Here is a 14,325-nt window from a genome sequence, read left to right as displayed (position 1 = left end):
GCGCGGTCAGCCCGCCAGCAGTTTCTCGATCTCGCGGGTCATGCGCGCGTCAGTGGGCTCGACCGCGCTGGGGAAGGCGGCCACGGGCTTGCCGTCGCGGCCCACGAGGTATTTGTGGAAGTTCCACTTGGGCTGCTGGCCGGTCGCCTTGGCCAGCGTGGCGAACAGCGGGTTGGCATCCTTGCCCGATACCACCGACTTCGAGAAGATCGGGAACTTGACGCCGTAGGTGTTGAAGCACAGGTCGGCGATCTGTTCCTTGGAGCCGGTCTCCTGGGCGAAGTCGTTGGACGGGAAGGCCAGCACCACCAGCCCGCGGTCGCGGTACTTGGCGTAGACGCGCTCCAGTCCTTCGTACTGGTAGGTATAGCCGCAATAGCTCGCGGTGTTGACCACCAGGAGCACCTTGCCGCGGTACTGGCACAGGTTCTGCGGCGATTCGTCCTGCAGCCTGGGGAAGGTCACGTCCAGCAGGGCGGGGCAGGCGCCGGCGGCTGCGGCAGGGGTGTCGGCCCGGGCGGCGCGGGGCATGGCGGCCAGGGCCGCTGCCGCCAGCAGCGCGGTGGCCAGCACGATGGCGGCACGGCGCAGCGGATGCGGCGCGGCGGCCGCGTGATGGGGGTGGGATGGCTTCATGATGCGGCTCCCGGCGGGTGCGCCGTCAGAGGAAGACGGCCAGTACGCCCGCATACCAATATAGCCGGTCTTTGAAGATCTCGCCGTTGGCATACAGGCCGATCAGCGGCAGGTCGCCCAGTTGCTGCTGGACCAGTTGCATCTCGGCCGACGGGCCGCCGAACAGGGTGCCGGTGCGGCCCAGGCAGGAGATGTACAGCGCGCCGCGCACGCGCTCCATGCCGCCGTGCTCGGACTCGATCTGTTCGCGCAGCGAGGTGCATGCCCGGATCAGGTCGGCCTGCGCGGCCGCCCGGTCCCGGCGGCAGAACACGACATGGTCGGCCTCGTCCAGGTCGGAACCCAGGGCCAGCGCGCGCTCGTGCGGATCGACGCCGATCAGCGGCCGCACCTGGTAATCGCCGTGCATGAAGGCGTCGCCGCTGCCCATGCCGACGAAGGTGCCTTGCAGCATCTGCACCGCCGCCGGCATGGTCGGGGCGCCGGCCGGCGTGGCGCGCCGCTGCAACATGTCCGGCGCGCCCATGTCCCGCAGCAGCACGTCCAGCGCGGGCACGCCGTCCAGGCGGTTGAGCCGGCGGCCCGCTGACTCGGTAACGCGATGGACCGGTCCGATGGGCTGGCAGCTCTGGCTGACCCGGCTGGCGACGGCGACATTCTCGGACAGCACCACGCCCGACAGGCCGCCGGACAGCACGCTGTCAGCGATGGTGGTTTGCGGGTGGCGGCTGCTGGAGACACCGCCGAAGACGGTCGCCCCGGCCAGCTTGCCGCGCATGTCATGGACCAGGTCGGCCAGGTCGGGCGTGGCGGCGTCGGCATGGACCAGCGCGGTCCAGGCGGCGCGGCGGCCGTCGGGCGTGCGCGCCAGCCGCTCGGGCGGCGGGGTGGCGCCCGAGAAGACCTGGAAGTCGTCGGGAGCGAAATCCGCCAGCATCAGCGCGATGGCGGGTTCGTCGATGTATTCGGCGGTGCCGGCCGCGATGCCCACCCCTATCGCGCCGATCCAGTGCGTCACGCCGGTGCGTTCGCGCAGGAAGGCCAGGATGTCGGCGGCCTCGGCGGCGTGGTGGTCGGTCAGGTACAGGAAGCCGAGCGTCGCGCCGGCGCCCGCGCCGACCCGGCTGGCCCGTTCGATCTGCGCCAGGCACAGCGACGCCGACATGCGCCAGTCGGGGTGCGTGGCGTGGGCCCAGGGGAACTGCGAACTCATGGCGCCGCCCCGCGGTTGCCGCGCGGCGCCCTGCCCGTGGCGGGGCGGGTGCCTGTCGCGTTCGGCCGGGCGGTCCCGGTCATGGCCGGGCCTTGGGCTTGCGGGCCCGGGACGCCGTGCCGGTGCGCTTGGCCGCGGGTTTGGCCGCGGCGGCGGCCTGTCCCTTGTCCGCCTTGGTTCCGGCAGCGGGAGGCGTAGGCATGGACGCGGCCGCGGCGGTCGCCATGCGATTGAACTGGTCCTGCAGCATGTTCCACCAGGGGTTCGCGGCGGACGGATTCGCGGCGGGCGCCTCGGCGGACTTGGCCGAGGCCTGCTGTGCCTGGTCCCCGGCCTTCGGGGCCGCGTCGGGCTTGTCCTGGCCGGCGGGCTTCGCGGCGGGTTTGGCCGGCGCGGGCCGCAGTCCCAGCGCGACTTCCAGCGGCGAAGGCGGCGCGTCGGCGTCGCCCCCGCCGTATGCCTCGCTGGCGGTCTGCGCGAACGAGCGCAGGGTGGAGATGGTGGCGCGCTGCACTTCCAGGCCCTGTATGGTTCCGCGCAGCATGGTCAGGTTCAGGTTCAGCCAGTTTTCGACGGCGCGCAGGTCGTTGATGCGGCGGTCCAGGTCGTCCAGGCCCATAGCGGGCGAGATCGGCGCCGTCTGCGGCAAGGCGCCCAGGCTGCCCCAGACCTGGCGCAGCATTTCCATGCTTTGCAGCACCGGGTTGGCGATGTTGCCGTCGCTGCCGGGAAGCTGCAGGCCCGGGATGCCGAAAGGGTTGCCGGAACCGGCGGTATGGGAGGCCATGTCGGTTTCCTCGCTGGGAAAGGCGCTACTGCTGCTCGGGCGCGGCGACGACCTGGTCGATGGCGCCGAACAGGCTGGCGCCCGTTTCGTCGAACATCTCGATGCGTATAGTGTCGCCGAATTTCATGAACTCGGTGGTGGCCGAACCGTCGGCGATGACTTCCAGGCACCGCTTCTCGGCGATGCAGGCGTAGCCGACCGACGCATCCTTGTTCGAAATGGTGCCCGAGCCCACGATGCTGCCCGCGCGGCAGTTGCGCGTCTTGCAGATGTGCGAGATCAGGCGCGGGAAGCTGAACACCATGTCGGTGCCCGCATGCGGCCGGCCGACGACCTTGCCGTTCCAGGTCACCGTGAGCGGCAGGTGCACCATGCCGTCGCGCCAGGCGGCGCCCAGCTCGTCGGGCGTGATGGCCACGGGCGAGAAGGCGGTGGCCGGCTTGCTCTGGAAGAAGCCGAAGCCCTTGGCCAGTTCGTTGGGAATCAGGTTGCGCAGCGAGACGTCGTTGGCCAGCATGATGAGCCGGATGGCGTCCGCCGCCTCGGCGGGCGTGGCGCCCATGGCGACGTCGCCGGTGATGACCGCCACCTCGCCTTCGAAGTCGATGCCGAAGGCTTCCGCGCCGCAGACGATGTCGTCGGTGGGGCCCAGGAAATCGTCGCTGCCGCCCTGGTACATCAGCGGGTCCGTCCAGAACGTCTCGGGCATCTCGGCGTTGCGCGCCTTGCGCACCAGCTCGACGTGATTGACGTAGGCCGAGCCGTCGGCCCACTGGAAGGCCCGTGGCAGGGGGGCCGCGCATTGCTCGGCCGAGAATTCGAACGGCCGCACGGCGCGTCCGGCGTTCAAGGCGTCGTACAGGTCCTGCAGCTGCGGCGCGATGAAATTCCAGTCGTCCAGCGCGCGTTGCAGCGTGGGCGCGATCTCGGTGGCGAAATGGGCGGTGCGCAGGTCGCGGGAAACGACGATCAATTGGCCGTCGCGCGAGCCGTCGCGATAGGAAGCGAGTTTCATGGCTGCCTGGAAGGAATGCGATGGGGGGACAAGATGCCGAACAGTAACACGAGGCGGACAGGGGCCGCGGCAGCCCGGTAGCAGTCGCTAACAGCCTGGCCGCGCGGGTCCAGTACGATAGAGGCATCACCGTATCGAGGGCCGCGCGAACGCGGCCCGGACTCGCCATGCCTTTCGTCTTTCGTCCCTCTCGCCGACATTTCACCCGCGCCTGCGCGGCCCTGGCGTTGGCCGCCGCCGCGCCCGCGCTGCATGCGGCCGAACGCTATTCGCCGCCCGCCTCGGCCGTCTTGACCTACAAGCTGAACGCCTCCGCCAAGGGCTTCAAGATCAACGTCGACAGCACGCTGGAATGGCAGCGCAACGGCAGCGACTACCGGCTGGTGAACCGCGGCAGCTTCCTGTTCTTCAGCTTCGTCTGGGAAAGCACCGGCAAGGTCGGCGACGACGGCCTGCAGCCCGTGCGCTACCAGGAGACGCGCAACAAGCGCGTCAAGACGGCCGAGTTCGACGCCGCCGCGGGCCGCCTGCGCCTGCCCAGCGGCAACGAGGAACCGCTCAAGCCCGGCACGCAGGACCGCATGTCGGTGCTGCTGCAACTGGCCTCGCTCGGCCGCGCCGACAGCGGCGCCTTCGCCGACGGCAAGGTCGTGCCCTTTCGCGTCGCCGGTTCGAGCCAGTCGGACAACTGGCGCTTCCGGGTGGTGGGCCGCGACAAGCTGTCCACGCCCATGGGCAGCATCGAGGCGGTGCACCTGAAGCGCGAGCGCGACCACGACGATGGCCAGAAGATCGAGGTCTGGCTGTCGCCCGCGCATGACTGGCTGCCGGTGCGGGTGCTGTCGAACGAAGCCGACGGTGACTTCCTGGACCAGGTGGTGCAGAAGATCGAGCGGTCCTAGCCCCCGGGCTGCGTTGCTCGCGCAGCAACGCATTGTTCCGCCCACGGTGATTGTCCACCCCGGTAGCGCCCGCGAGAATGGGCGCCTGGTATTTCCCGGGTGGTTCCGTGTCTTCTTCCTTCGTTTCTTCCGTGCTGCGGGACGGCATCGCCATCCTGTGGATCGATCATCCTCCGGTCAACGCCATCGGAGCGGACGTGCGTGCCGCCCTGGCCGAGGCGCTGGCCGGCATCGAGCATGACCGGGCCCTGCGCGGCGTGGTCGTGGCCGGCACGGGCCGTATGTTCTCGGGCGGCGGCGACCTGCGCGAGGTCGGCCGGCCCGATGCGCCCGACACGGTCCGCATGGCCGACCTGGCGCGGCGTATCGAGACTTTCCCCAAGCCCGTCGTGGCCGCGGTGCGCGGCAAGTGCATAGGCGGCGGCACGCTGCTGTCGCTGGCCTGCCATGCGCGAGTCGGCGCCGACGACGCGCTGCTGATGCTGCCCGAGCTGAACCTGGGCCTGGTGCCGGGCGCCGGCGGGACTCAGCGCCTGCCGCGCCTGGTGGGCCTGGAAGCCGCTCTGGACATGGTGACGCGGGCCCGGGGCGTGGACGCCGCGGCCGCGCTGGCCCAGGGGCTGCTGGACGAGGTGGCCGACGATCCGGTGGCCGCCGCCGTGCGCCGCGCGAGCGACATCGCGTCGGGCCGCCTGCCGTGGCGGCGCACCGCCGAGCTGGCCGTTCCTGACGGCGCGCAGGCCGACGCGCTGCGCGCGCGCTACCTGGACGTGGCCGAGCAGGCTTTTCCCGGCCGCGAGGCCGGCCCGCAGGCCGTCAACCTGATCCTGGCCGCCGCGGCCTTGCCCTTCGAGCGGGGCTGCGAGGCCGAGCGCGAGCGTTTCGCGCAACTGGCCGCGGGCCCGCAGGCCCGGGCTCTGCTGCACCTGTTCTTCGCCGAGCGCGCGCTGGCCAAGGCCGCCGATGCGCCCGATGCCGCCACGCGCGCCCGCATCGCCCGCAGGCTGCGCGCCGCGGGCGAGCCCGTGCCGCCCTATGCCGCCTGGACACAGGCCGCGCGCGCCTGCCTGGCCGAGGGCCTGGCGCCCCGCGCCGAATTCATCGATGTCATCGCCGTCAAGGACTGTGGCTTTCCCGCCCTGTCCGGAGGACCCCTGCACCATGCTGGACCGCATTGAATCCCCCGTCCGCGAGCACGCGGCCGGCTCCCTGGACCCGTTGTTCTCCCCCGCCTCGATCGCCGTGCTGGGAGCCTCGGCCGATCCGCTGAAGATAGGCGGGCGTCCCATCAAGTTCCTGAAGGCGCACGGCTATGGCGGGACCCTGTTGCCGGTGAATCCGAGGGGCGGCGAGGTGCAGGGGCTGCCGGCCCTGCGCAGCGTGGCCGAACTGCCGTGGGGCGTGGACCATGCCGTCGTGGCGCTGCCGGCCTCGGCGGTGCTGGAGGCCGCGCAGGCCTGCGCCGACCGCGGGGTGAAGGCGATGACGGTGTTCAGCGCCGGCTTCGCGGAAGTCGGTCCCGAAGGCGCCGCCATGCAGGCCCGGCTGTCGGCGCTGGCGCGCGAGAGCGGCATGCGCATCATCGGCCCGAACTGCATGGGTGTGATGAACTTCCGCATCGGCATGATCGCCAGCTTCGCCTTCATGGTGGACCTGGGACTGCCGCGCCTGGGCCGCACCGCGCTGGTCAGCCAGAGCGGCGCGTTCGGCGGCCAGGCGCTGGTGATGGCCCGCCGCCGCGGGCTGCCGCTGGGCGCGTGGGTGACCACCGGCAACGAGTGCGACGTCGAGATGGCCGACTGCCTGGCCCACTTCGCGCGCGACGACGAGACCGACGTCATCATGGGCTACATGGAAGGCTGCCGCAGCCCCGACCGGCTGGTGCACGCGCTGGCGCTGGCGCGCGAGCGCGGCAAGCGCGTGGTCATGGTCAAGGCGGGCAGCTCGGACGTGGGCCGGGCGGCGGCGCAGTCGCACACGGGCGCGCTGGCCGGCAACGATCGCGTCTTCGACAGCCTGTTCCGCCAGTACGGCGTGCATCGCGCCGATTCCATCGAGTCCTTCTTCGATGCTGCCTACGCCGCGGGCAGCGGCAAGCGCATCACCGAAGGCCGGGTGGGGGTGTTCACGGTGTCGGGGGGCGTGGGCGTGCTGATGGCCGACGTTGCCGAGCACGAGAAGCTGGACATGGCGCCGCTGCCGCAGCCGGCGCAGGATGAACTGCGCGCCATGCTGCCGCTGGCCGCCGTGCGCAATCCGGTGGATGGCACGGCGCAGATCTGGAGCGACATGGCGCTGTTCCGGCGCTTCCTGCGCACGATGCTGCGCGAGGGGCGCTACGAGGCGGTGGTGTTCTTCCTGACCGCGATGCCGTATTCGCCGCCGCTGCAGCAGCCGCTGGCCGAGATCTTCGCGGACCTGCGCCGCGAGTTCCCCGAGCCGGCCCTGGTGTTGTCCATGCTGGCGCCGCAGGCGCTGCAGGACGAACTGGCCGAGCACGGGTACCTGATGATCGAGGATGCGTCCCGCGCGATCCGGGCGCTGTCCGCGCTGCGCGCGCTGTCGCGTCCCAGCCCCGGGCCGGCCGACCTGGCCAGCCTGCCGCGCGTGCCGCATTTCCCCGCGCTGGAGGCGGCCAACGAGCATGCGGCCAAGGAAGTCCTGGCCAGGGTGGGGATTCCCGTGCTGCCCGAGCGGACGGTGGCCGATCCGGACGCGGCCTGCGCGGCCGCGTGGGAGCTGGGCTATCCCGTGGCGCTCAAGGTGCTGTCGCCCGACATCGTGCACAAGAGCGAGGCGGGAGGCGTGGCGCTGGATATCGCCGACGAGGCGGGGCTGCGCGAGGCCTGGGCCGCCATGCGCGAACGCGTCGCACAGGCCGCGCCGCGGGCGCGCATCGACGGCATGCTGCTCGCGCCCATGGCGCCCGACGGCGTGGAAATGATCCTGGGCGTGCAGCGCGATCCCGTGTTCGGCCCGGTGGTGATGGTCGGGATGGGAGGCATCTACGCCGAATTGCTGGACGACGTATCGCTGCGCATCGCGCCGGTCGACGCGGAGGGCGCGATGCGGATGGTGCGCGAGCTCAAGGCCTTTCCGCTGCTGGACGGCGCGCGCGGCCGGCCCCGCGCCGACCTGGACGCGCTGGTCCGCGCCATCGTGCGCCTGTCGGTATTCGCGCACCGGCACGCCGACAGCATCGCGTCCATCGACATCAATCCTTTCCGGGTGTTCGAGGCCGGCCGCGGCGCCGCGGCGCTCGACGCCGTGCTGCTGACCCGCGAACCGGAAGATGGAGGCCACGCGTGAAGACCCTGACCTTCTATTTCTCGCTGCTGTCGCCCTGGGTCTACCTGGCCGGGCCGAGGCTGCACGAACTGGCCGCCGAGACGGGCACCCGCATCGTCTATCGCCCCATCGACCTCTTGCGCGTGTTCCGGGAAACCGGCGGCGCGCCGCTGGCGGGCCTGCATCCCTCGCGCCGGGCCTACCGCGGCGTCGAGCGCACGCGCTGGGCGCGGCACCTGGGCATGCCGATCAACGACCAGCCGCGGCATCATCCCGTGGACGAGTCGCTGGCGGCGTGTTCCGTCCTGGCCGCCGAGCGCGCGGGGCTGCCCGTCTGGCCGCTGGCGCAGGCCATCCTGGCCGGGGTGTGGGTACGCGACCTGGACATCTCCGACCCGGAGACGCTGGTCCGGATCGCCGACGAGGCCGGCTATCCCGGCCGCGCGCTGGTGGCCGAGGGGGGCGGGCCGTCCTGCCGCGGCCTGTTCGAGGACCATACCCGCGAGGCGCTGGCCAACGGGATATTCGGCGTACCGAGCTTCGTCATCGACGGTGAACTGTTCTTCGGACAGGATCGCCTGGATTTCGTGCGGCGGGCGCTTGTTTGACTAAGGAACCCATCATGAATCCTGCAAGGAAACTATCCGCTTTCATCCTGCTGGCGGCCGGCCTGCTCGGCTGGCAAGGCGCCAGCGCCCAGGCCTACCCGGCCAAGCCCATCCAGTGGATATCGCCGTGGACCGCGGGCGGCGGCAACGACATCCTGTCGCGCGCGCTGGCCGAGCAACTGGCCAGCCGCCTGGGACAGCCCGTGGTCGTGGAGAACCGGCCCGGCGCCACCGGCACCATCGGCACCGCCCAGGTCGCGCGGGCAGCGCCCGACGGCTACACCCTGACGCTGGCCAGCGCCGCCACGCATGCGACGGCCCCGGCCATCTACAGCAAGCTGACCTACGATCCGGTCAAGGACTTCACGCCCATCACGCTGGTGGCGACCGTGGCCAACGTGCTCGTCATCCATCCCTCGGTGCCGGCGCACAACCTGAAGGAACTCATCGCCTACGCCAAGGCCAACCCGAACAAGCTGAACTTCTCGTCGGTGGGCGCGGGTTCCATCCAGCACCTGTCGGGCGTGATGTTCAACCAGCTGGCCGGCGTGCAGACCGCGCACGTGCCGTACAAGGGCACGGCGCCGGCGGTGGTGGACCTGCTGGCCGGCCGCGTGCAGATGGCCTTCGAGAGCCTGCCCACCATGCTGCCCCACATCCGCAGCGGCGCGCTGCGCGCCATCGGGGTGACCACGCCCAAGCGCTCGGCGGTGCTGCCCGAGCTGCCTACGCTGGCCGAGGCGGGCCTGCAGGGCTTCGATGCTTCGCTGTGGTACGCGGTGATGGGGCCGGTCGGCATTCCCCAGCCGGTGGTTAAGGTCCTGCACGATACCGTGGTGGCCAGCCTGCAGTCGCCGGAAGTCATGCGCCGCCTGTCCGAGCAGGGCGCGGAACTGGCGACCAGCTCGCCGCAGGAGCTGGCCGAGTTCGTCCGCAAGGACACCGAGAAGTGGAGCGGCTTCATCAAGCGCGCCGGCGTGACGCTGGATTAGGGCCTGTTCCCGCCCTCGACGTGGGCGCGCAGGTGGCGCAGGTAGGCGTTGACCGCCGGCGTCAGCCGGCGCCTGCCCAGCACGCAGATCTCGAGCGCGGTGCGGCCCAGCAGCGGGTCGGACAAGGGTACGCCGACCACCTCGGCGCCGGGCCCCTGCCGGCTCAGGGACAGGCCCAGCAGGATCGCCACGCCGCCCTGGTCGCGCACGAAGGCCTGCATCGCCGCGATCGAACTGGTGACCAGGGCCGGCGCCAGCTCCAGCTTGTCGACGCGGGCCACCGCGTCCAGCAGGTGCCGGATGCCGGTGTCCGGCGGCGGCAGCGCCAGCGGATAGGCCAGCAGCTCGGCCATCGATACCGAGGCCCGTCCGGCCAGGGGATGGCCGGGCCAGACCACCGCGCACAGCGGCGCAGGCAGGCGGACGGCACATTCGACCGCGCTGGCCGCGCGCGGCGACAGGGCGATGCCGATGTCGGCCCGTCCCGCCTCGATGGCCGCCATGATCTGGTCGCTGCCATCCATGGCAAGCTCGAAGGTGATGCCGGGGTACTGCCGGCGGAAGGTCGCGATCGTGGACGCCGCCAGTTCGGCGGCATGGCCCTCTATCGTGCGCAGCTTCACATGCCCCGTGCGCAGTCCCTTGAGCGCGTCCAGTTCCTCCAGCACCAGCTTGCGGTTCTGGCGCAGGCTCTCGACGTAGTTCAGGTAGACCTGGCCCGCCGGCGTCAGGGTCATGTTGCGGCTGTTGCGGTCGAACAGCTTGATCTGCAGTTCCGATTCCAGGCGGCCGATCTGCCGGCTCACGACCGAGGGCGCGAGGTCCAGCCGCTCGGAAGCCTTGCGTATGCCGCCGCACAGGGCGACCTGGTAGAAGCAGTCGAGCTCGTCGTTATGCATGGCCGGTCCGCGCCGGAACGCCGCGCGGCTCAGGGCAGCACATGGACCTGGTCGACGATGTCGGTCGTGAACGCCGACCGGTAATCGACCTTGGGACTCAAGAGCTTCTCGCGCACCATGAATTCATAGGTCTTCTTCCAGCGCGCGTCGGTCATGGTCAGCAGGCCCTGCGTCCTGGCGTCCCCGCCGTCGACCAGCCGCGCGTCGCGCAGCGCCTTGACGCCGTAGTCCAGCAGCGCCTTCGTCATCTGCGGGTTGTCCTTCAGGATCAGCGCGTTGCCGGGGGCGGGATTCTTCAGGTAGCTCTTCCAGCCCTCGGCGCTGGCCTCGACGAAGCGGCGGATCGCGTCCTTCTTCGCATCCAGCCCCGACTTGGTGGCCACGATGGTCTGTGCATACGGGGGGTAGCCGTAGGTGCCCAGCAGGAACACGGTGGGCTTGAAGCCCCCCTGGGTCTCGATGGTGTAGGGCTCGGACGCCAGGTAGCCCTGCACGGCGGAGTTCTTGTCCACCAGGAAGGGCTGGACCGAGAAGGTATAGGGCTTCTTCTGGGCGTCGGTGAAGCCGTACTTGGTCTTGAGCCAGGGCCAGTAGGTGGTTTCGCTGGCCTGGCCGATGTACAGGGTCTTGCCCTTCAAGTCGCCCAGGGTCTTGGGGCCGGGGTGGGAAACCAGGACGGTGGGCGACTGCTGGAAGGTGGTGGCCACCGTGACCAGCGGCAGGCCTTGTTCCACGGCCTTGTAGGTCTGCAGGTCGTCGCCCATGGCGACGTCGTACTGGCCGGCCAGCAGCAGTTGCAGCACGTTGATCTGCGGGCCGCCCATCTTGATGGTGACGTTCAGCCCGTGCTTCTTGTACGTGCCTTCGGCCAGGGCCTGGTAGAAGCCGCCGTGTTCGGCCTGGGCGTACCAGTTCGAGCCGAAGACGAGCTTGTCGGCGGGCGCGGGGGCCTGGGCGTGGGCCTGTAAGGCCAGGACCAGGGTGGCCAGCAGGGAGGGGATTAGGGCGTGGGAGGGACGCATGGGCGGGCTCCGGGTAAAGGAATGCGGTGGTGTTGCATGGTACCGGGGACGGGCGAGGGTCGCCAGATGGGGCCGCTACCGCATCTCGTGCCAGCCCCGCAGCACGACGCGCGACAACAGCGTCATCGCCGCGAACAGCACCACGCCGGCCACGGTGATGAGCAGCAGCGCGGCGAACAGGCGGGGGATGTTGATCTGGTAGCCGGCCTGCAGGATCTGGTAGGCCAGGCCGGTTTGCGAGCCGCCGGTGCCGGCGACGAATTCGGCCACGACGGCGCCGATCAGGGCCAGGCCGCAGGCGATGCGCAGGCCGCCGAAGAAGGCCGGCAGGGCCGAGGGCAGGCGCAGCCGCCACAGGATCTGCCAGCGGCTGGCCCGCTTCAGGCGGAAGAAGTCGAGCAGGCCGGGGTCGATGCTGCGCAGTCCCAGCACCGTGTTGCTGATGATGGGGAAGATCGCGACGATGGTGGCGCACAGGGTCAGCGCCACCAGGGTGTGCTTGACCCAGATGATGATGAGCGGCGCGACCGCCACGATGGGCGTGACCTGGAGCAGCACCGCATAGGGGAAGAGGCTGGCTTCGATGACGCGGCTCTGCACGAACAGGAAGGCCAGCAGCACGCCCAGCACGGTGGCGGCCAGCAGCGCGAGGCCGGTGATCTCCAGGGTGACCCAGAGCGAGCCGGACAGCAGGTCCCAGTCCCGCACCAGGGCCTGGGCCACGTCCATCGGTGCGGGCACCAGGTAGACGGGGACGTCGAACGCGCGCACCAGGGCCTGCCACAGCGCGATCACGATCAGCGCGACCACGACGGGGGCGCCCAGGCGCAGCCAGGTGTTCATTGCTGTCCCTCCAGCAGCGCGGCCTGCAGGCGCGCGGCCTGCATGGCGAAGGCGGGCGAGACGCGGAAGGCGGCGTCGCGGGTGGGGGCCTCGATGGGAATGTCGGCCACGATGCGGCCGGGCCGGCGCGACAGGACGATGACGCGGCTCGACAGGTAGACGGCCTCGAAGATGCTGTGGGTCACGAACACCACGGTCAGCTTCTGACGCGCGGCCAGGCCCAGCAGTTCATCGTCCAGGTGCTGGCGGGTGATGTCGTCCAGCGCGCCGAAGGGTTCGTCCATCAGCAGCAGGCTGGGCTCGGTCGCCAGCGCGCGGGCGATGGACACGCGCATGCGCATGCCGCCGGACAGCTCGCTGGGGCGCGCGGTGTCGAAATCGGCCAGCCCCACCCGTTCCAGCGCCTCGCGCACCCGGCCGCGCCGCGCTTGCATGGGCAGACGGCGCGGGCCGCGTTCCAGGTCCAGCGGCAGCCGCACGTTGGCGGCCACCGAGGCCCAGGGCATCAGCGTGGCATCCTGGAACACGTAGGACAGGTCGTCGACGTCGCCGTGCCGCCGCAGGGTGCCGGCGGTGGGCATATCCAGTCCGGCGAAGATGCGCAGCAGGGTCGTCTTGCCGCAGCCGGACGGGCCCAGCAAGGTCACGAACTCGCCCGCGCGCACGGTCAGGTCGATCGGCGACAGGGCGTCCACGCCGTTGGGAAAGCGGCGGGCGACGCCTCGGGCCTCCAGGACCGGCGTGGCGTTCAATGCGTGGCGCCGTCGCGGAAGAAGCGCACGGTGCGTTCGGCCAGGGGTTCGCCGGTCTCGTCGCCGCACGCGCTGGCGGACGAGGGTTGCGGATCGACGTGGTCGAAGGCCGTGTCGCCTTCCGGGTCGGGCACGCCGGTCGGCCGGAGGTTGGCGAAGTCGAACAGGCCGCGGTCGAGCAGGTGCGAGGGCGTCACGCGCGACAGGGCGTTGAAGATGTTCTCGATCCGCCCGGGGAAGGCCCGTTCCCATTCGTCGATCAGGCGGCCGGCTTCCTTGCGCTTGAGGTTTTCCTGCGAGCCGCACAGGTTGCACGGGATGATGGGGAAGGCCTTCCATTGCGCGTAGGCGACCAGGTCGTCTTCCTTGATGTAGGCCAGCGGCCGGATCACCGTGTGGCGGCCGTCGTCCGACACCAGCTTGGGCGGCATGCTCTTCAACTGTCCGCCGTAGAACATGTTCATGAAGAACGTGGCCAGTATGTCGTCGCGGTGATGGCCCAGCGCGATCTTGGTCGCCTTCAGTTCGTCGGCGACGCGGTACAGGATGCCGCGCCGCAGCCGCGAACAGAGCGAGCACATCGTCTTGCCCTCGGGAATGATGCGGGTGACGATGGAATAGGTGTCCTGGGTCTCGATGTGGAAGGGCACGCCCAGTTCGGTCAGGTAGCGCGGCAGCACGTCGTCCGGGAAGCCGGGCTGTTTCTGGTCGAGGTTGACGGCGACGATGTCGAAGTCGATGGGTGCCCGCTCGCGCAGCTTGAGCAGGATGTCGAGCATGCCGTAGGAGTCCTTGCCGCCCGACAGGCACACCATCACGCGGTCGCCCGCCTCGATCATGTTGAAGTCGCCGATGGCGCGGCCGGCCTCGCGCATCAGCCGTTTTTCCAGCTTGTTGCGCTCGCGTTCCTGCTTGAGCCGCGCGCGGCCCGCGTCGGCGGTATCCGGAAGGGGCGATACGATGGCGTTCATGTCGGCGCTCCATGGCGCTGCGCGCCGTCCCCGGGGGCCCGGGTGGCCGACACCTCGATGCCGACGGCCGCGCAGTCGGCGAAGGCCTGGGGCTTGGCGACGCGCAGTCGCACGTCGCGGATCTCGGGGAACTGGGCCAGCAGCCGCGCGGCCAGCCGGTCGCACAGGGTTTCGATCAGGTTGACGTGGGTGCGCGTGCACTCGTCGATGATGCACTCGCGCAGCCGGCGATAGTCCAGTACTTCCTGGATGCCGTCATGGGCCGGCATGTCCACGCCCTCGAGGTCGATCTCGGCGTCCACGTGCAGGGGCTGGGTGGCGCCGCGTTCGTGGTCCAGTATGCCGATCTGGGCATCGATGGCCAGGCGGTTGAAGAAAATGCGGCGTGTGCCCATGG

The 14,325-nt window shown here is 70.5% G+C and carries 15 protein-coding genes; 5 read left to right on the top strand and 10 right to left on the bottom strand.

What is annotated here, in order from left to right; all coding sequences use genetic code 11:
* Nucleotides 1-6: 6 nt before the first annotated feature.
* The 4 genes from R4823_RS26160 to R4823_RS26145 all read right to left on the bottom strand — a co-directional run bounded on the left by R4823_RS26160 (nucleotide 7) and on the right by R4823_RS26145 (nucleotide 3,651).
* The gene (locus R4823_RS26160) at nucleotides 7-636 is read right to left on the bottom strand and encodes a glutathione peroxidase (RefSeq protein WP_087837997.1); all 630 of its coding nucleotides are present in this window, start codon (nucleotides 634-636) and stop codon (nucleotides 7-9) included.
* Nucleotides 637-661: 25 nt separating this feature from the next.
* Nucleotides 662-1,849: an FIST N-terminal domain-containing protein gene (locus tag R4823_RS26155; protein ID WP_087837996.1), complete on the bottom strand. Its 1,188-nt coding sequence runs from the start codon at nucleotides 1,847-1,849 to the stop codon at nucleotides 662-664.
* A gap of 79 nt (nucleotides 1,850-1,928) precedes the next feature.
* Nucleotides 1,929-2,636: a PhaM family polyhydroxyalkanoate granule multifunctional regulatory protein gene (locus tag R4823_RS26150; protein WP_087837995.1), complete on the bottom strand. Its 708-nt coding sequence runs from the start codon at nucleotides 2,634-2,636 to the stop codon at nucleotides 1,929-1,931.
* A gap of 25 nt (nucleotides 2,637-2,661) precedes the next feature.
* On the bottom strand, nucleotides 2,662-3,651 hold the full coding sequence (locus tag R4823_RS26145; protein WP_087837994.1) for a fumarylacetoacetate hydrolase family protein: 990 nt from the start codon (nucleotides 3,649-3,651) through the stop codon (nucleotides 2,662-2,664).
* Nucleotides 3,652-3,818: 167 nt separating this feature from the next.
* Between R4823_RS26145 and R4823_RS26140 the strand changes: the two genes are divergently transcribed.
* From R4823_RS26140 to R4823_RS26120, 5 genes are all read left to right on the top strand, one after another.
* Nucleotides 3,819-4,553 carry a DUF3108 domain-containing protein gene (locus R4823_RS26140; RefSeq protein WP_338616656.1) on the top strand — a complete coding sequence of 245 codons (735 nt, stop codon included), beginning with the start codon at nucleotides 3,819-3,821 and terminating at the stop codon, nucleotides 4,551-4,553.
* 107 nt (nucleotides 4,554-4,660) lie between these two features.
* Entirely contained in the window at nucleotides 4,661-5,731 is a 1,071-nt protein-coding gene (locus tag R4823_RS26135) for an enoyl-CoA hydratase/isomerase family protein (protein WP_338616654.1), read from the top strand.
* Nucleotides 5,715-7,862: an acetate--CoA ligase family protein gene (locus tag R4823_RS26130; RefSeq protein ID WP_338616652.1), complete on the top strand. Its 2,148-nt coding sequence runs from the start codon at nucleotides 5,715-5,717 to the stop codon at nucleotides 7,860-7,862. Before R4823_RS26135 ends, R4823_RS26130 begins: the two co-directional genes overlap by 17 nt.
* Nucleotides 7,859-8,449, top strand: coding sequence for a 2-hydroxychromene-2-carboxylate isomerase (locus R4823_RS26125; protein WP_338616649.1), 591 nt, complete (start codon nucleotides 7,859-7,861; stop codon nucleotides 8,447-8,449). Before R4823_RS26130 ends, R4823_RS26125 begins: the two co-directional genes overlap by 4 nt.
* A 14-nt stretch (nucleotides 8,450-8,463) precedes the next feature.
* Nucleotides 8,464-9,441, top strand: a complete 978-nt coding sequence (locus R4823_RS26120; protein WP_338616647.1) for a tripartite tricarboxylate transporter substrate binding protein — start codon at nucleotides 8,464-8,466, stop codon at nucleotides 9,439-9,441.
* Here R4823_RS26120 and R4823_RS26115 read toward each other — a convergent pair.
* The 6 genes from R4823_RS26115 to folB all read right to left on the bottom strand — a co-directional run bounded on the left by R4823_RS26115 (nucleotide 9,438) and on the right by folB (nucleotide 14,323).
* Nucleotides 9,438-10,340, bottom strand: coding sequence for a LysR substrate-binding domain-containing protein (locus R4823_RS26115; RefSeq protein WP_338616645.1), 903 nt, complete (start codon nucleotides 10,338-10,340; stop codon nucleotides 9,438-9,440). The genes R4823_RS26120 and R4823_RS26115 overlap by 4 nt on opposite strands.
* Before the next feature lie 29 nt (nucleotides 10,341-10,369).
* Nucleotides 10,370-11,362 carry an ABC transporter substrate-binding protein gene (locus R4823_RS26110; protein WP_132979548.1) on the bottom strand — a complete coding sequence of 331 codons (993 nt, stop codon included), beginning with the start codon at nucleotides 11,360-11,362 and terminating at the stop codon, nucleotides 10,370-10,372.
* Between the two features lie 75 nt (nucleotides 11,363-11,437).
* Nucleotides 11,438-12,205: an ABC transporter permease gene (locus R4823_RS26105; RefSeq protein ID WP_087838735.1), complete on the bottom strand. Its 768-nt coding sequence runs from the start codon at nucleotides 12,203-12,205 to the stop codon at nucleotides 11,438-11,440.
* Nucleotides 12,202-12,957 (bottom strand): ABC transporter ATP-binding protein, encoded by a 756-nt coding sequence (locus tag R4823_RS26100; RefSeq protein WP_338616642.1) that lies wholly within the window; start codon nucleotides 12,955-12,957, stop codon nucleotides 12,202-12,204. Before R4823_RS26100 ends, R4823_RS26105 begins: the two co-directional genes overlap by 4 nt.
* Entirely contained in the window at nucleotides 12,954-13,928 is a 975-nt protein-coding gene (gene ttcA / locus R4823_RS26095; protein WP_087838733.1) for a tRNA 2-thiocytidine(32) synthetase TtcA, read from the bottom strand. The genes R4823_RS26100 and ttcA overlap by 4 nt, the downstream gene beginning before the upstream one ends.
* Nucleotides 13,925-14,323, bottom strand: a complete 399-nt coding sequence (folB, locus tag R4823_RS26090; protein ID WP_087838732.1) for a dihydroneopterin aldolase — start codon at nucleotides 14,321-14,323, stop codon at nucleotides 13,925-13,927. Before folB ends, ttcA begins: the two co-directional genes overlap by 4 nt.
* Nucleotides 14,324-14,325: the final 2 nt, after the last annotated feature.

The organism is Pigmentiphaga sp. CHJ604, assembly GCF_036972535.1.
GTDB classification, from domain to species: Bacteria; Pseudomonadota; Gammaproteobacteria; order Burkholderiales; family Burkholderiaceae_B; genus Pigmentiphaga; species Pigmentiphaga daeguensis.
This window is presented reverse-complemented; position numbering and strand designations above follow the sequence as displayed.